The sequence below is a fragment of the Vibrio olivae genome (assembly GCF_042428525.1).
Lineage (GTDB): Bacteria > Pseudomonadota > Gammaproteobacteria > Enterobacterales > Vibrionaceae > Vibrio > Vibrio olivae.
Genome location: NZ_JBHMEP010000001.1, coordinates 944,137 through 960,925 on the forward strand (window position 1 = coordinate 944,137; position 16,789 = coordinate 960,925).

Here is a 16,789-nt window from a genome sequence, read left to right on the forward strand (position 1 = left end):
TAGGAGTATCTCCTTTAAGCGCGCAGATGCTCCGCTTTCACAACCATTTGTAGGCCATTAGAAAGTTGAACTCGCACATCTTCCTTATTAATTTCAACGATTGTTGCAGCCATGTTTCCTTTGCCCATGTTGACGTTCACTTGATTACCGACGGTTACTTCGTCAGCATTCAGTGCTCGTGTTTCAACAGGAGCTTCAGATTTCTGCTTTTTCACTTGTGGACGACGAGGTTGTTGCGGCTTTTTCTTACCGGCTGGTTTTGCCTTCGCTTCTTCACGTGCTTTTTGAGCCTGCTCTTTACGACGAGCTTGAACACGAGCTTTACTCTCTGCCAAGGCTGTCTGTGCATGTTCAACGTGTTCTGCTTCTAGCTCACCACATTCGTTACCATCGAGATCAACACGTACAGCGCCCGGCTTAACACCGTGAAGGTAACGCCATGATGATGTGTATTGTCTTAACGCCGCACGAAGCTGAGTTTTACTTACTTTCGGATCGTCCGCTAGACGCTCCGCAAGGTCTTGAAATATACCAATTTTTAACGGTTTTGCCTCACCCTCAAGAGTAAAGCATTTAGGGAAACATTCAGCAACGTATGCAATGACTTCTTTGCTGTTTTTTAACTTTTCAGTGTTTTCCATGAGGATTCCTGGTTATAACGGGGTTTTCCGCGAGCATTAAGATAAATATTTCAGGTATTATAGAGACCTGAAAAGGAAAAACCACTCCATCGACTCAATTTATCCCTCGATAGCGTGTGAATTAAGCAGCTTTTCGACTTCTTGCATCAAAATTGTTAAACCCTGCTCATCTACCTCACTAAAACGACCAATTTCTGGACTATCAATGTCTAGAACGCCCGCTACTTTCCCATTAATTTCAAACGGAATTACAATTTCAGAGTTACTTGCTGCATCGCAAGCAATGTGTCCTTCAAATTGATGAACATCGTAAATACGTTGCACTTTGTTTTCTGCGACAGCAGTACCACACACACCACGTCCAACCGGAATACGCACACAAGCTGGGTTGCCTTGAAAAGGACCAAGAACTAACTCGTCGTCTTTCATTAAGTAGAACCCTACCCAATTAAGGCGGTCAAGTTCCATATTTATTAAGGCACTGATATTAGAAAGATTAGCGATAAGATCGGTTTCGGATTCAATAAGGGCAACGGCTTGTTTGGTCAAGCGCTGATAATGTTCTATTTTCATAACTACTTCCATCTGAAAATAAGAGACTTCTATTTCATTTGTGCGTACAATTTTGCATCACAACATAAATAGCATTCATTCTCATTAATAAAATGACACACAATATCAACACTATTAGCCGTTCTTGGTTGATAACTCAAGTAAAAAAACATAAGTCTAAGTTATTGTTGGCTAATATTGTTGCGATTGCTGCAACATTGTTCAGTGTACCCATACCTTTATTAATGCCTTTAATGGTTGATGAAGTTCTCCTCGACCAACCGGGTAAAGGCATCCAGTTTATGGATATGCTGCTACCCAGCAATTGGCAAACGCCGACGGGTTATATTTTTTGTACCCTGTTTGCTGTCATTTTAATGCGCACGATCAGTCAATTACTCAATATTGTTCAAAGCCGCCAATTTACTCTCGTTTCCAAAACCATTACTTTCCAGATGCGAAGTAAGATGATTGATAAACTGGGCCGTATCAGCATACGTCAATACGAAACCCGTGGCAGCGGTGGTATTAACGCTCACCTAATTACTGACATCGAAACCATTGATCAGTTCATCGGCACGACACTCAGCAAGTTCCTGATTGGCATTTTAACTGTTATAGGTACCGCCATTGTTCTTCTTTGGCTCGACTGGCGCTTAGGACTGTTTATTCTACTGGTTAATCCGCTGGTCATTTATTTTTCTCGAAAACTTGGGAGCAAGGTCAAGTATCTAAAGCAAAAGGAAAATCAATCTTTTGAACGTTTCCAAAATCGCCTAGTTGAAACCCTTGATGGTATCTATCAACTACGTGCAGCAAATAAAGAGCGAGAGTTTCTTAGCCAGTTAAAGCACCAAGCCAATCAAATTCGCCAAGACGCCGATACCTACGCTTGGCAATCAGAAGCGGCTGGGCGACTCTCATTTTTACTGTTTTTAATCGGTTTTGAACTGTTCCGCGCTATCGCCATGCTTATGGTAATTTTTAGCGACCTAAGTATTGGCCAGATATTCGCGGTATTTGGTTACTTGTGGTTTATGCTGTCACCTGTTCAAGAACTGTTAGGCATTCAGTTTTCTTGGTATAGCGCCAAGGCAGCTCTAGGGCGGATTAATGCCCTACTCGGCGTGGAAGAAGAACATCGCCCAGAAAGTAAGGTTAATCCCTTCACCAATGGACAGGATGTGGAAGTTCAGGTCAAAAATGTGAGCTTCGCTTATAACGATGAAAACCAAGTGTTAAGCAACCTAAGTTTAACCATCCCAGCGGGTAAAAAAGTTGCGTTAGTAGGCGCCAGTGGTGGCGGGAAATCAACGTTAATACAATTGCTGATCGGAGTCTATCAACCCACTGCAGGCGACATTACCTTTAATGGCGAATCAGCCAGCGATATCACTTTTGATATTATCCGAAATCACATAGCGGTTGTGCTTCAACAACCTATACTTTTTAACGATACTCTAAGACAGAATCTCACTCTTGGTTCTGATTATGATGATTTATCTTTATGGCGAGCACTGGAAATTGCGCAGATGCAGGACGTCATTAATCAACTCAACGATGGTCTTGAAACCCAGGTAGGTCGTAACGGTATTCGTCTATCCGGAGGGCAACGACAACGCTTAGCCATCGCGCGTATGATTTTAAGCGACCCTAAGTTTGTTATTCTGGATGAAGCGACCTCTGCCCTTGATACCTCAACCGAGGCCGCGCTGCACAAAGCATTAACTGAATTTCTTAATAACAGAACGACGCTGATCGTCGCACACCGACTATCGGCGGTGAAACAAGCAGACCTGATTTATGTCCTTGAAGAAGGTACAGTGACACAAACAGGTACCCACGGTGAGCTTGTCAACGAAGAAGGGTTATATCAAACCTTATATGGAGCGATACAGAAACACGGATAAAAGTGACAATGTCACTAAAAATCCACCTCGACGCTTTCAGCGCCTTGAGGGACATTTGAGCCAAGTGACTGGCGTTCGCATCTGTCAGGGATGCGAACTGGTTGTTGATGCCGTCTCTTTGCCTCGCGGTAAGAACGCTTACTGTCCTCGCTGTGGCACACAATTGTATCGCGGGGGCAGTCCTTCTCTCTCTGGCAATCTGTCGATCGCCCTAACCTGCGTGATTTTGTTTATTCCTGCGTACTTCTTTAATTTCATCAGCATTCGATTGGTCGGTGTAAACATTCCCGCCTCACTCCCTTCAGGTATGTTTTCCCTGTTCGAAGAAGGGTTCTATTTCCTGTCCGTGCTAGTGCTGTTTTGCAGTTGTATTGCCCCCTTTTTAGTCTGTTTATCTGTCGTTGGCGCGCATGCGGCTTTACACTACAAAGCCTTTAAACCGTTTAAGCTGTGCCTAGACGTATTTCAAAAACTAAAACATTGGGCAATGATTGACGTGTTTCTTATCAGCGTTGCAATCTCTTGTTTTAAGCTGCAGGACTACTCTGACATATTTATTGGCCCTGCGCTGTATGGCCTTGTTCTATTACAGTTGTTTACTGTTTTACTGTTAACTCGCGTCAGCATTCGCCGTTATTGGGAAGAGTGGGACGACGAGAGTCATTACTTGTTCCACAGCAAAAAGATACACTGTCATAACTGTCACCTCTCACAGCCTGAAAATAAGCGCTGTCTGCGCTGTGCACATCCCTTGCATTACCGCACTCCGCAATCCGAACAAAAAACATGGGCACTACTGTTTGCCGCTACGATTGCCATCATCCCTGCCAATTTAATTCCGATTTCTATTCTTATGACCAACGGTCAACGGCTGGAAGATACCATCTTTTCAGGCGTCGCAAGTTTAGTCAGTAGCGGTATGACTGGGATTGCGGCCATTATTTTCGTGGCCAGTATTGTGGTCCCGATAGCCAAAATTGTTGGGCTCTCGTATATATTGCTGGCAATACGATTTAAACGCCAAGTTTTCCATCGTCAAAGAATGTGGATTTACTTTGTTGTTAAATGGATTGGAAAATGGTCGATGATGGATCTGTTTGTTATTTCCATCATGATGACCTTAGTCGACAGAGGTCAGATCCTCGATTTTACGCCAGGTTATGGTGCCGTTGCATTTGGTATGGTGGTTGTGTTTACCATGTTAGCGGCGGAAAGCTTAGATCCTCGCCTAATTTGGGATAATTACTCATCCGCTTCGAAAGAAGAGTCATTGAATGAATAAAGATAAAGCCACTCAAACGTCATACTCACCTGACATCAAGCGTAGTCGCGGAATTTCCCCTCTGTGGCTGCTGCCCATATTGACCTTGATGCTTGCAGGCTGGTTAGTATTTAAAGCCATCCATGATGCCGGGCAAAGTATTCAAATCCACTTTCGCGAAGCCCAAGGGTTAGTCGCAGGACGTACGCCTATCCGCTACCAAGGGTTGGAGGTCGGTATGGTCCGAGATATTAACCTATCCGAAGACTTAGACAGTATTTACGTCGATGCCGATGTATACCCTGAAGCCACGCAGTTATTATCCAAAGGCACACGATTTTGGTTAGTTAAGCCAAAGGCCAGCTTGTCCGGTATTTCCGGACTTGATGCCTTGGTTACGGGCAACTACATTGCCATCCAGCCGAGTGCAAAAGAGGAAGAACCAGAAACCGTCTTCACCGCTCTAGAACGCGCTCCTTCTGATATCATGCCCAAGCAAGGACTCAATATTACACTGAAGTCTTCTGACTTAGGCGGTGTCACCATCGGATCTCAAATCGTGTATAAAAAAATTCCGATCGGCGAAGTCTTTAACTATCAGCTCGACAGTGATGCAAAAGCCGTCTTAATCCAGGCTACCATCCAGCAGGAATACAGCCGACTCATCACCGATGAAAGCCGATTTTGGAATGTCAGTGGCGTAGGTGCGAGCCTCGGCTTTCAGGGCGTAGATGTGAAAGTCGATAGTTTAAGCTCGCTCATTGGCGGAGCAATTGCCGTCGATTCTCCGGACGGTGGTGAACAAGTTGGCGACAACGCAATCTTCAAACTGTATCCGGATTTAAAAACGGCTGGGCGCGGTATTCCCATCAAAATTACGTTGCCTGATGACAGTGGCATTAGCCGTTCTGGCGCGCCGCTGATGTATCGGGGAATTGAAATAGGCCAAATTACAGATTTACAGCTTTCTGATTCACGCAAAGATATCATTGCTTCCGCCGCGATACAGCCGGCATTCAGCGACATGCTGACAAGCGGTACCCGCTTTATACTTCAAGAAGCTAAAGTATCATTATCTGGCGTAGAAAACATCAGCAATTTAGTCACCGGTAACTACCTGACATTAGTACCGGGTAAAGGAGACCGCTCGCGCTATTTCACCGCGTATCGCAAAAATGAAATCGACCGTCAGCTAGCTCGTTCTATCGTCGTTCAGCTAACCGCCGACAATTCCTATGGATTGGACGCGGGTGCTAATGTTCTTTATCGTGGGATTACCGTTGGCTCTGTCAGCCATGTTGAACTAGACAATGATCGCGTACGCTTTGATGTGTTGGTTGACAGCAAATATGCCCACTTAATTCGTACGCAGAATCGCTACTTTGTCACAGGCAGTGCCAGCGCAGAATTAACCGAATCCGGGCTAAACGTTACGGTGCCACCAGCAAAACAACTTCTCACAGGTTCAATCAGTTTCACCAGTGAAGGAGAACCCAGCACAAAACGAGAATACACACTCTACGCTAATCAATCATTAGCAGAACTTGCAAAATACAACCGAACGGGGTCGTATAAGCTCGCCCTTTTTGCACGAGAGCTTCCCCCCGTCTCAAAAGGCAGCCCTCTGCTCTACCATAACTTGCAAGTCGGAAAGATTGATGACTTTCGTTTGGTCAATCAAGGTGTATTGATTACTGCAACCATTGAAAATCAGTATCAGCACCTCATCACTCCACAGACGGTATTTTGGAATCGCTCTGGCGTCGAAATTGATGCTTCACTAAGTGGCATTAGTGTGACAGCGTCACCACTAAAGACTTTAATTCGCGGTGGAATCGCCTTTGATAGCATGCCTGGTACAGAAAATAAGCAAGGTGAATATTGGAAGCTCTACTCAGACCTTAAATCCGCGCGTCGATTCGGACAAAAAATAACGTTAACTGCGCAAGGTGAAACCAACATCAGTAATGGGACTCCGATTAAATACAATGGCGTCAAAGTGGGTGAAGTGACACAAGTGACTCCTGATTTTGAACATGACCAGGTGTTGTTTGAAGCGCATATACTTCCTGACTACGCCAAGACCATCGCTCGTAAGGGATCGTATTTTTGGCAGCAACCGCCTCAAGTCTCTCTCAGTGGAGGGGTAAAAAACCTTTCGGGTATTTTTGCCCAAGCGATTCATGTTGAGCCCGGTGACGGCCAAGCACAACAAGATTTTGCATTAGGCGATTCCGCCTTCAAACAACAAGGCGTTTCGTATACATTGCAAAGCGAACGTCGCGGCTCCGTCACCAAAGGGACACCGATATACTATCGAGATATCGAAGTGGGACATGTCACTGATGTTGAATTGGGTGACTTCGCCGACCGCGTGAATACCACTATTTCAATCGAGCCTAAATACACCTATCTGATTCGTCGTAATACCGTATTTTGGAATACCTCTGGGGTCGATATTTCAATCGGGCTATCCGGTGCAGATATCAAAGCAGGAACACTCGATAGCATTGTTCGCGGGGGCATCACCTTTGCAACGCCCGAGGAGAAAACCTTACTTCCCGCCGCAAACCCCGGAGCCTCGTTTCTCCTTTATCCAGAAGCCAAACCAGAGTGGAAAAGTTGGCGTACTGCAATTCCTAAGCCCTAATCAACAATTAAACGCAGCGATTCGCTGCGTTTAATCTCAATTTGAGTATAATTACCCGCAAATTGACTATCGGTAATATATTTTGCACAGCAACGTCTATCTTCCTGATGAATTTCTTCACGAAATGTCGGCTATTTTACCTGCGCACCTTTCAATGGCTGATTTCATTGAATCGTGTCAACAACCATTACGCAAAAGCATTCGCGTTAATACCCTGAAAATGAGTGTCGACCAGTTTAAACGGCTGGCCAATAGCAAAGGATGGCAGTTGACGCAGATCCCGTGGTGCGAAACAGGGTTTTGGATTGATGCAGATGAATCGGAGGTACCTCTGGGTAACACCGCCGAACACATGTGTGGTGTATTTTACATTCAAGAAGCTTCATCGATGCTACCGGTGACTGCGTTATTTCCAAACCAAGAAACCCCGTTTCTATCGGTATTGGACATGGCTGCCGCTCCCGGTTCGAAAACCACACAAATCGCTGCAATGATGGACAACGGTGGTGTGCTGGTGGCTAATGAGTTTTCGTCAAGTCGGGTCAAAGTACTTCATGCCAACATTGAGCGCTGTGGAGTCCGCAATTGCGCATTAAGTAATTTTGATGCCAGAGTGTTTGGCGGATGGCTACCTGAACAGTTCGATGCCATTTTGCTCGATGCCCCCTGTTCAGGAGAAGGTACGGTTCGAAAAGACGCTGATGCCATGAAAAACTGGAGTAAAGCATCAACATTAGCCATTGCTGAAACGCAAAAAGATTTGATTGAAAGTGCCTTTCACGCACTTAAACCAGGCGGGTATTTGGTCTATTCAACGTGTACACTCAGCGTCGAAGAAAATCAGCAAGTGTGTCACCACTTAAAAGAAACATTTGGTGAGAACATCGAGTTTGATAGCTTAGGATCATTATTTCCGGATGCAGAGAAAGCCTTAACCGAAGAAGGTTTTCTACACGTATTTCCACAAATTTATGACAGTGAAGGCTTTTTTGTTGCACGGTTAAAGAAGACTGGATCCGTCGCCGCGCCTGAGGTTAAAAAACGCCTGGGCAAATTTCCTTTTTCCAAAGCCTCTAAAAGACAAGTGCAAGATATTGAAGCGCAACTGCAGCAACAATTACACATATCACTGCCTAACGATTGTCAAATTTGGCTACGTGACGACGATGTTTGGTTGTTCCCGAACGCATTGGAGCCAATGCTAGGCGAACTACGCTTCTCTCGAATGGGGATCAAAATCGCCCAAACTCATAAGAAAGGTTATCGCTGGCAGCATCAAGTTGCGACGACGTTGGCAACCGGTGACGAACCATGTTGCGTTGAACTTTGTATTGAGGACGCCAGAGAATGGTACATGGGGCGAGATATACGCCCTGACAACCAAAGCGGGAAAGGCGAAGTATTCGTCACCTTTAATAACCAAGTGATTGGCTTAGGAAAATGGGTCGGAAATCGAATTAAGAATGGATTGCCTAGGGAATTAGTCAGAGATAAAAATTTATTTTAATCGGCAAACTATAGAATGAAATTCTAAAAGAGCCTCGCTAACTGAGACTAATACACTACAATTTAATTAGTCATTAAATTAGCGCAGGCTCCTTAAGAGCCCTTCCCCTAGGCCCGAAACAGGATCAGTTTTGGGCCTCTTTTTAGGTCATGAAAATCGAAACACCCTGCTTAAACACCGCCAGTGCTTACTTAATATCAGAGTCATCAACGAGATAGATCCCGTCTTTTTCAATTTTAATTTTACCTTGTTTAAATAAACCGCCAATTGTCTTTTTAAACGTCCCCTTGCTGGTACGAAACGCAGCAAAAATCGCCTCGGGCGTAGATTTATCGTTCAATGGCAAAAAACCACCCTTTTTCTCAAGCAACTCAAGAACTTTGGCACTTAAATCATCCATCTTTGCTACACCAACTTTTTGCAACGAGAGATCAATCTTGCCGTCACTGCGTATTTGCTTGATGTAACCTTTTAACGTTTTTCCGATAAACAACTTCCCGAAAATATCAGATGGGAAAATCATTCCCCAATGTTGACCGTTAATGATCGCTTTATACCCGAGTTCACTGCGTTCAGCGATAAGGAGATCAACAGATTGATTGGTTTTGTAATTGGCTGGGGTGTTATCGAGCCATTTATTGAATTTAGTGGTTCCAACAATGCGCCCTGATGCTTTATCCGTGTACACATAAACCAGAATTGTCTGCCCTTCACGCAAACGGCCACGCTGCTCACTAAATGGTACAAGAAGATCTTTATCTTTGATTCCCCAGTTGACGAATGCTCCGGTGCTATTGACACCCTCCACTTTCATTAACCCCCATTCACCAACTTGGGCAATCGGCTTCTCTGTGGTCGCAACGAGTTGTCTGTCTGAATCAAAATAGAGGAATACATCAATGCTTTGCCCTACTTCAACCTCTTGTGGCGCAAACTTGTATGGTAACAAAGTCGTTCCATACTCTCCGGCATCTAAAAATATTCCGAATTCTGCTTTATTTGTGACTTCCAAGCAGTTTATTTGGCCAACTTTAATCATTTCAGCTATCTCGTGTTAAATTTGCGGAGATTATACCTAAAGTCTGTTATGCTTTCGCTAGCTATTTCAACTATTTTTCATAGGAGCAAATACTTGATTACCGTTGATAAACAAGACGGCATTAATTTAAAGATATCTCACTCAACGGCCTCAAATAAGAAGTCTCATCTCGATATATTTCTATTCGTTCCTGGCGAACTTGGTTTAACACCAGACATCGCCCAAGAAAGTGACTTTTACTACAGTTCGATTACTCAAAAGCGCACTTATTTCAGTGACAAAACATTGCTGCCTCTCGTGCACAGCCGTTTGGCGAAACGAGGTCGCTTGTCTTCAACGCAATATCGCGTCAGTTTGAGCCTGTTTGCCTATCAATACGTCATTGCTCTCGACAAAGCAGTCAGCCAACTTAATAAACATGATAAACGTGCTGAAGTCACTGCTGATGAGGTCGATGAAGTCATCGAGCTTGCTCTCGATATTTTGAAACGTTTACGCCGAAGCATTCCTTATGAGGAAGGGTTAAAACGTTACTACGCCAATATCGATAACTACCTCTCTTGGTACACTGAGCAACGTTTTCTCTCCTTGGTATCTCACTTGCCGCGAGAAGGCGATTATCGCACCATCAAAGAACGACTTATCACTCTCATAGAACGAGAAAAAGCCCATCGCAAGCTGAATGACTATAACTCACAACATGTTCGTGACGATGTCACGCGGATGAGCAATAAGATGCGCCTATTACGTAGGTTGATCGAGCACCCTATTGTGCTCAAAGAGAAAAATACGTCACTGGGCAAAAATATGAAGCGCGCGGTGAAAGGTATTGCGACGGGCTTGGTGATGGTATTTGTCACATTAACCGCCGTTCTAGCCCGCGATTATTGGGGAGAAATTACCGCCTCTTTTATCATCGCTATGTCGTTTATTTACGCGCTACGCGAAATTTTTAAAGACGACTTACGTGATATTTTGTGGCGCCTATTTCGTAAAGGAAAGCCTAAGTGGCGTAAGATTTATATCGATCCGACCACCAACAAGGCTGTTGGCCAAAAGCATGAATGGCTCGACTATACCTCACTCAGTAAATTGCCAGATCGCATTCAGAAGATTCGAAAAAAACGGGTTGTGCAACGTGAAGAACAAATTTTGCACTATCGTTCAGAAACGGAAATGTCGACCTCAAAGTTCCTCAGTGGTTATGAGGAAACTCGCGAAACGATTAATATCAATATGCGGGCCATCACCCGCCTGATGGATAAAGGCTCAAATAAAGTCTATACGCTAAATAGCAGTAACCAGGTCACACGCGAGTCGGTTGAAAAGCGCCACTTGCTCAACTTGATCATCAAAGAGCACAATAAAGAAAACGGCGCCCGTTATTATCGCTGGAAAGTCATTCTAAATCGCAGCAAAATCGTGGCCATTGAACAAATTCAACTTAATGATTTGGCGACGGATGACACTTTAAAGACAGAGTAAGTGAAAATTCCGCCATAGGTTCATCGCCATGCAGCGATGGGCATGTGGCGATAATTTTCACGGCTCTGTTCACTCGCTGGCCAGTATTTATCGTATCGTCCAGCATCTTTTCTATCGTATCCCCTTCATCGCAAACAAAATGGACATCAGCCTCTGGCCGTTTAAGAAACTGAGCCTCTACCGCTTTAAACGCTAACGAGACACGCACGCCTTTCGACTTTGCCTTATGCATTGCTAAGAAGCCACCGGCTAAATCCGCACCGATAGCCAGCGCACCGAAATACATACTGTTTAGATGATTCTTAGTTTTATGTTTAAGTGGAATTTTTATTTCGACATGTTGGTCGGTTAATGCCAAAAGTTTGGGCCGACAACTCCAAATGAGAGGAACTTTAAAAAAGCCAAACCAATTAAGATAAAGATTGGCTTTGTACAACGCAGAAAACATAAAAAAGCCTGACTAGTAAACAAGTCAGGCCAGTAAACCTCAACGGGTTAGTTGTCGCAACAAATCATTAACAAATGTGTTGAGTGAGTCACTAAGCATTACGCGGTTACAACAACATCAACATTGGTATGATCGGTTAATAAATCAAGGAGCTTAGGATAACCTCTTAAGCCTGAGCTCATCACTAGCGCAGCTTTCCCACTCTCATCAGCGGCTTTAATCGTCGATTTAACCAACATGAGTACAGCATCATTTTCGGCATCAAATAGATATTCGAGAGTACTGTTATATCGATCGATGCCCAGAGTGGTTTGAGCTAAGTTTTCGATATCAAGTACAACGCCATCGAAATAAGGTAGAAGCTTGTCGGCCAGTAATGCAGATGACGGCACATCAACACAATACGCAACTTTCAAACCGTTTTGCCCACGTGAAAGCCCTTGTTCTGCCAACAAATCGATGATTTTTGCCGCGTCCGATAAGGTGCGAACGTAAGGTACGACCACCTCCACTTCAACTCCTGCAGCGCGTAGGCTTTTCACCACCTGGCATTCTAAAGCAAACACAGGCGAATAAGCTTCAGTGGCAAAACGTGACACACCACGTAACCCTAAAGCCGGATTGACTTCTTCCGGTTCAAACTTGCCACCCAGCAAAGAGCGGAACATATAGCTGTCGGAATCGCTCAGCGACACCCTAACGACTTGGTGCTGCGCGTGTATCGCTTCAGTAATCTTTTCGACCATTGTCGAGACAAAGTGTTCGGCAAGAGGTTGAGCGCCAATGATCGCATCGATTGAGCTTTGCTCCATTTCAGTCAATTGAACTTCTGCATTTTCATACCCTGGATGGTAGAAAATATGCTCAGAAATCATATCGGCAAGGGAGATATAAAGATGCTTCGCATCTGGGTTCTGGCTATGTGATGGCAGAGCGTCGCCCACAGTTAACGAAGGAGGAAGTGTGTTAGCATTCTCCGTACTCATTGTTGCTCCATATATTTATAATAATCGATAGTGTGAACATACCGACAGCCAGCGTTGAAAACAAGGTCAAAAGTCGGTTTCATAACAAAAAATCGTCTTGGCTGGCGTCAACCATTTGGTGAACTGTCACCACAACGAGCATAAGTGGTTTATTCCCTCCGCGGTTTCGGCTATCTTTAGCGCTTCGCAAAACGTTAATAGGCGCTGGTATGCCACAAAAAACCGATGAACTCAGAACCCAAGCCCTTGGGCCTATGCCCACTCCCGCTGAACTGGGAAATTCACATCCGATTACTGATGATGTCGCAGAACGTATTGCTCACTCTCGTCAACAGGTTGAAGAAATACTGACTGGCAACAATAACCGCTTGTTAGTCATTGTTGGCCCTTGCTCCGTGCACGATACCGATGCCGCATTAGACTACGCACAACGATTAGCGAATTTGCAAACACGTTATAAAGACGAATTGTTCATCGTTATGCGTACTTATTTTGAAAAACCGAGAACCGTTGTCGGTTGGAAAGGTTTAATCACCGACCCTAATCTTGATGGCTCATACGCACTAGAAAACGGCCTGAGTAAGGCGCGTAAATTACTACTCGATGTCAATAAACTAGGTTTGGCCACCGCGACCGAATTTTTGGACATGATTACAGGCCAGTACATCGCGGATTTGATCACTTGGGGCGCAATCGGTGCTCGTACTACAGAATCGCAAATTCACCGTGAAATGGCATCTGCGCTTTCCTGCCCTGTGGGCTTTAAAAATGGTACCAATGGTAATGTCAAAATCGCGATTGATGCAATTCGTGCTGCTCAAGCATCACACTATTTTTATTCGCCAGATAAAAATGGACGCATGACGGTTTACCGTACCAGTGGCAATCCTTATGGTCATGTTATTTTGCGTGGTGGCTCGAACGGCCCCAACTATGATGCACAATCTGTTGAGCAAGCATGCCAACAATTGGCAGAATTTAACCTACCTCAGCGTTTAGTGGTCGACTTTAGTCATGCAAACTGTGAAAAGCAGCACCGCAAACAACTTGATGTTGCCAAAACTATTTGTGAGCAAATTATTAGCGGTAAAAACCAGGTGGCAGGTATCATGGCGGAGAGCTTTATCAAGGAAGGAAACCAATCTATGGCAGACCTCACTAACCTTGAGTATGGAAAATCGATTACCGACCCATGTTTAAGCTGGGATGACACTGAAACCATGTTGGAAATGCTGGCGGCTGCCGTAAAACAACGCAACGAAAACTGTTAAGGAAAGATGATGCCTTCATTTGATATTGTTTCTGAAATTGATGCCGTTGAACTGCGTAATGCAGTAGAAAACTCAGCGCGAGAACTCACCACAAGATTTGATTTTCGCAACGTAGAAGCGGCCATAGAAATGCAAAAAGATGAGTCGGTGAAACTTAGTGCTGAAGGTGAGTTTCAGCTAAAACAGCTGCGTGATATTTTGCGTGGTCATATGGCAAAACGAAACGTTGACGCCGATGCAATGGAATCACGAGATCCTGAAGCGAGTGGTAAAAACTGGCACCAAATCATCCAGTTCAAACAAGGAATAGAGACCACTATGGCGAAAAAAATCGTCAAGCACCTAAAAGATGCCAAACTCAAAGTTCAAGCATCAATTCAAGGTGATAAGGTCCGAGTCACAGGAAAGAAACGCGACGATTTACAAGCGGCGATTGCTTCAATCCGGCAAGCGGAGCTGGGCCAACCCTTTCAGTTCAATAACTTCCGAGATTGATGGTTTTAAATCCCGCTTAACAAGCGGGATTTTTTATACTTTCCCCAATTCAATTAGCATATCGTCACCGCGTAACAAGTGGTATTTGCTAGCGCCTGGAGGAACAAATACACAGGTCCGAATATTATGTTTACGGATTTCTTCTAGATGGCTCGCTAACTCAATGTCATTGGCAAATTTTGTACGCTCGGCATCACGACGAACTAAATCCACAAAATCAAAAGGACAATAGTGGTGGAAAAAGACCATCTCTGCTTTTTGCATCAAACGTAATGCTTTTAAAGGCAAAAGCTCAGCATCCTCGCCATATTCTATCCAAGTGATAGACGCCCTATCCTCTACTTCTGCATAGAGTAGCGCTTGATACAATTGCTCGAAGTCGTGTCGATTTTTGCAAAGTTCAAGCTCGGGATGATCAAAAAATCGCTCCCAGAACTTACGTCGTTCGTCAACAGAAGGCAGGATGCGTTTAATGTCTCTTCGCTTTGATGCGGCGAAATCAGCCTGATCGCCGAGGCGCTGAGAGAATAAAGACTCAAGCTGCTGACGTATGTTACGCACTAAAACCGGTGAAGCACCACCACTTGAAATGGCCAATTGAATTTTTCCACGGTTGACCAGTGACGGCGTAATGAAATCACAATATGGTTGATCATCGACGACATTCACCAATACTCGTGCGTTCTTTGCATCTGCATGAACTTGGTGATTCAGCTCTGGGTTATTGGTCGTTGCCCAGACTTGCACATAGTCAGGAGATAAATGCTCGCCGGAATAGAAGTTTTGAATCCATACGCACTTCTCTTGATCAACAAGCTGTTGCAACGATGATTCAATTTTAGGAGACAAGATAGTTACCTTTGCGCCCGCCCTTAATAAACTATCGATTTTGCGGCACGCCACTTCCCCGCCACCGACAACGAGAACAGGTTTATTAGATAAGTCGAGAAAGAGAGGAAAATACTGCATTTCATTCCTTGATTATGTTAATTGACCAGCAAAATTTAATGAACAAAAGTAGTGCAAAACAACGATAAAATCCCTATGCAGCTATAATTTACTACCGAATTTTTAGCTATATCCAGAATTTTATATCGGAGTTAGATTTCACTATCGATCGTAATTGCTGCTTATTTGAATAAACTTTTTAAATTCATCCTGTTGCACCAATATTGAGAGCTTTTGCACTATTTACATTCACCTTACATTTCGTCATTCTTGTCAGTAAAGGCGTTGCACCGAAATAGAAAAATCTTTTCAAATGATGCATTTGAGAAAACGGCAATGCTTATCTAGACTTATAAACAGTTGATTTTTATAGACAGGATGAGTGCTATAAATAAACAACTCAAAAACAACAAAACACAACATCAATAAGTACAAAATTCCAAGCTCAACTTGGTTTAAACATGGATCATACAGGAAGGATACACATGGCAAATAAACTAACACTTATTGCTTCAGTCATAGCTGCATCTACTGCTTTCGTTGCAAACACGGCATCTGCAGCAGACAGTACATTAGACAAAGTGACGAAACAAGGATTTTTAAGTTGCGGCGTGAGTACTGGCCTACCCGGCTTCTCAAACCCAAACTCAAAAGGTGAATGGGAAGGCATTGACGTTGAGTACTGTCAAGCGGTTGCAGCAGCAGTACTTGGTGATAAGACAAAAGTAAAATACGTTCCTCTCACTGCAAAAGAGCGCTTTACTGCGCTTCAATCGGGTGAAATCGACGTTCTATCACGCAACACAACCTGGACACTGCATCGTGATACAGCGCTAGGTCTTAACTTTGTAGGCGTGAACTACTATGACGGTCAAGGTTTTATGGTGAAAAAAGACCTTGGCTTGACCAGCGCTAAAGAACTTGATGGCGCCTCAGTTTGTGTTCAATCAGGTACAACAACTGAACTGAACCTTGCTGACTACTTCCGTAATAACGGTATGTCATATAAGCCTGTTGTATTTGATACTTCAGCGCAAACCTCAAAAGGCTTTGATGCAGGTCGTTGTGACGTGCTCACCACTGACCAATCTGGTCTGTATGCGCTTCGTCTGAACCTAGCGGATCCAGATTCAGCAATGGTACTTCCAGAAATCATTTCTAAAGAGCCGCTAGGCCCTGTCGTACGCCAAGGTGATGACCAGTGGTTTAACATTGCTAAATGGACTCTGTTTGCAATGGTTAACGCTGAAGAATACGGCATCACATCAGAAAATGCAGACGAAATGCTAAAATCGAAAGATCCTAACATCGGCCGTATTCTTGGTGTTGATGGACCTAAAGGTCAAGGTTTAGGCATTCGTGACGACTGGGGTTACCAAGTAATTAAACAAGTTGGTAACTACGGTGAGAGCTTTGAGCGTACCGTCGGTAAAGGTTCTCCTCTTCAAATCTCACGTGGTGTTAATGCACTATGGAATGCTGGCGGCTTCATGTACGCGCCACCAATCCGCTAATCAGCGCATTCATACACAACAAGTAAAAATGGGCGGTGTGGTAACACCGCCCTTATATATAAAATGGATTTGAGGTTATTCG

At 44.2% G+C, this 16,789-nt stretch carries 14 protein-coding genes; 8 read left to right on the forward strand and 6 right to left on the reverse strand.

Going from position 1 to position 16,789, the window contains the following annotated elements:
- Positions 1 to 14: 14 nt before the first annotated feature.
- Both proQ and msrC read right to left on the reverse strand, forming a co-directional pair.
- Positions 15 to 641, reverse strand: a complete 627-nt coding sequence (gene proQ, locus ACFFUV_RS04285) for an RNA chaperone ProQ (RefSeq protein ID WP_390189960.1) — start codon at positions 639 to 641, stop codon at positions 15 to 17.
- 99 nt (positions 642 to 740) lie between these two features.
- Positions 741 to 1,214: a free L-methionine (R)-S-oxide reductase MsrC gene (msrC, locus tag ACFFUV_RS04290; protein WP_390189961.1), complete on the reverse strand. Its 474-nt coding sequence runs from the start codon at positions 1,212 to 1,214 to the stop codon at positions 741 to 743.
- A 92-nt stretch (positions 1,215 to 1,306) separates the two neighbouring features.
- Between msrC and ACFFUV_RS04295 the strand changes: the two genes are divergently transcribed.
- The 4 genes from ACFFUV_RS04295 to rsmF all read left to right on the forward strand — a co-directional run bounded on the left by ACFFUV_RS04295 (position 1,307) and on the right by rsmF (position 8,521).
- Positions 1,307 to 3,103 carry an ABC transporter ATP-binding protein gene (locus ACFFUV_RS04295; RefSeq protein ID WP_390189963.1) on the forward strand — a complete coding sequence of 599 codons (1,797 nt, stop codon included), beginning with the start codon at positions 1,307 to 1,309 and terminating at the stop codon, positions 3,101 to 3,103.
- Complete coding sequence (locus ACFFUV_RS04300; RefSeq protein ID WP_390189965.1) at positions 3,078 to 4,385, forward strand: PqiA/YebS family transporter subunit; 1,308 nt, start codon at positions 3,078 to 3,080, stop codon at positions 4,383 to 4,385. Before ACFFUV_RS04295 ends, ACFFUV_RS04300 begins: the two co-directional genes overlap by 26 nt.
- Entirely contained in the window at positions 4,378 to 7,014 is a 2,637-nt protein-coding gene (locus tag ACFFUV_RS04305; RefSeq protein ID WP_390189967.1) for a PqiB family protein, read from the forward strand. Before ACFFUV_RS04300 ends, ACFFUV_RS04305 begins: the two co-directional genes overlap by 8 nt.
- 82 nt (positions 7,015 to 7,096) lie before the next feature.
- Positions 7,097 to 8,521: a 16S rRNA (cytosine(1407)-C(5))-methyltransferase RsmF gene (gene rsmF, locus ACFFUV_RS04310; RefSeq protein ID WP_390189969.1), complete on the forward strand. Its 1,425-nt coding sequence runs from the start codon at positions 7,097 to 7,099 to the stop codon at positions 8,519 to 8,521.
- A gap of 187 nt (positions 8,522 to 8,708) precedes the next feature.
- On the opposite strand, the gene ACFFUV_RS04315 is transcribed toward rsmF, so the two are convergent.
- Positions 8,709 to 9,560 carry a CvfB family protein gene (locus tag ACFFUV_RS04315; protein ID WP_390189971.1) on the reverse strand — a complete coding sequence of 284 codons (852 nt, stop codon included), beginning with the start codon at positions 9,558 to 9,560 and terminating at the stop codon, positions 8,709 to 8,711.
- 93 nt (positions 9,561 to 9,653) lie between these two features.
- Here ACFFUV_RS04315 and ACFFUV_RS04320 point away from each other — a divergent pair, with 93 nt between their 5' ends.
- On the forward strand, positions 9,654 to 11,045 hold the full coding sequence (locus ACFFUV_RS04320) for a hypothetical protein (RefSeq protein ID WP_390189974.1): 1,392 nt from the start codon (positions 9,654 to 9,656) through the stop codon (positions 11,043 to 11,045).
- Here the strand turns inward: ACFFUV_RS04320 and ACFFUV_RS04325 are convergent.
- Positions 11,005 to 11,493 carry a DUF4442 domain-containing protein gene (locus ACFFUV_RS04325; protein WP_390189977.1) on the reverse strand — a complete coding sequence of 163 codons (489 nt, stop codon included), beginning with the start codon at positions 11,491 to 11,493 and terminating at the stop codon, positions 11,005 to 11,007. The two genes, ACFFUV_RS04320 and ACFFUV_RS04325, sit on opposite strands and share 41 nt — an antisense overlap.
- 98 nt (positions 11,494 to 11,591) lie before the next feature.
- Positions 11,592 to 12,479, reverse strand: coding sequence for a putative PEP-binding protein (locus ACFFUV_RS04330; RefSeq protein WP_390189979.1), 888 nt, complete (start codon positions 12,477 to 12,479; stop codon positions 11,592 to 11,594).
- A gap of 209 nt (positions 12,480 to 12,688) precedes the next feature.
- Here ACFFUV_RS04330 and ACFFUV_RS04335 point away from each other — a divergent pair, with 209 nt between their 5' ends.
- Positions 12,689 to 13,750 (forward strand): 3-deoxy-7-phosphoheptulonate synthase, encoded by a 1,062-nt coding sequence (locus tag ACFFUV_RS04335; RefSeq protein WP_390189981.1) that lies wholly within the window; start codon positions 12,689 to 12,691, stop codon positions 13,748 to 13,750.
- A 9-nt stretch (positions 13,751 to 13,759) separates the two neighbouring features.
- Entirely contained in the window at positions 13,760 to 14,245 is a 486-nt protein-coding gene (locus ACFFUV_RS04340) for a YajQ family cyclic di-GMP-binding protein (protein WP_390189983.1), read from the forward strand.
- Between the two features lie 33 nt (positions 14,246 to 14,278).
- Here the strand turns inward: ACFFUV_RS04340 and ACFFUV_RS04345 are convergent, their stop codons facing one another.
- A complete protein-coding gene (locus tag ACFFUV_RS04345; protein WP_390189984.1) occupies positions 14,279 to 15,214 on the reverse strand; it encodes a precorrin-2 dehydrogenase/sirohydrochlorin ferrochelatase family protein in 936 nt (311 codons plus the stop codon).
- 464 nt (positions 15,215 to 15,678) lie between these two features.
- Here ACFFUV_RS04345 and ACFFUV_RS04350 point away from each other — a divergent pair, with 464 nt between their 5' ends.
- Entirely contained in the window at positions 15,679 to 16,707 is a 1,029-nt protein-coding gene (locus ACFFUV_RS04350; protein WP_390189985.1) for an amino acid ABC transporter substrate-binding protein, read from the forward strand.
- The last annotated feature ends 82 nt before the right edge of the window (positions 16,708 to 16,789 follow it).

Coding starts and splice junctions, on each gene's coding strand:
- ACFFUV_RS04305 (WP_390189967.1), top strand. CDS start 4,378: ATGAATAAAGATAAAGCCACTCAAACGTCATACTCACCTGACATCAAG.
- proQ (WP_390189960.1), bottom strand. CDS start 641: ATGGAAAACACTGAAAAGTTAAAAAACAGCAAAGAAGTCATTGCATAC.
- ACFFUV_RS04315 (WP_390189971.1), bottom strand. CDS start 9,560: ATGATTAAAGTTGGCCAAATAAACTGCTTGGAAGTCACAAATAAAGCA.
- ACFFUV_RS04335 (WP_390189981.1), top strand. CDS start 12,689: ATGCCACAAAAAACCGATGAACTCAGAACCCAAGCCCTTGGGCCTATG.
- ACFFUV_RS04340 (WP_390189983.1), top strand. CDS start 13,760: ATGCCTTCATTTGATATTGTTTCTGAAATTGATGCCGTTGAACTGCGT.
- ACFFUV_RS04345 (WP_390189984.1), bottom strand. CDS start 15,214: ATGCAGTATTTTCCTCTCTTTCTCGACTTATCTAATAAACCTGTTCTC.
- ACFFUV_RS04350 (WP_390189985.1), top strand. CDS start 15,679: ATGGCAAATAAACTAACACTTATTGCTTCAGTCATAGCTGCATCTACT.
- ACFFUV_RS04295 (WP_390189963.1), top strand. CDS start 1,307: ATGACACACAATATCAACACTATTAGCCGTTCTTGGTTGATAACTCAA.
- ACFFUV_RS04330 (WP_390189979.1), bottom strand. CDS start 12,479: ATGAGTACGGAGAATGCTAACACACTTCCTCCTTCGTTAACTGTGGGC.
- ACFFUV_RS04300 (WP_390189965.1), top strand. CDS start 3,078: ATGGAGCGATACAGAAACACGGATAAAAGTGACAATGTCACTAAAAAT.
- msrC (WP_390189961.1), bottom strand. CDS start 1,214: ATGAAAATAGAACATTATCAGCGCTTGACCAAACAAGCCGTTGCCCTT.
- ACFFUV_RS04325 (WP_390189977.1), bottom strand. CDS start 11,493: ATGTTTTCTGCGTTGTACAAAGCCAATCTTTATCTTAATTGGTTTGGC.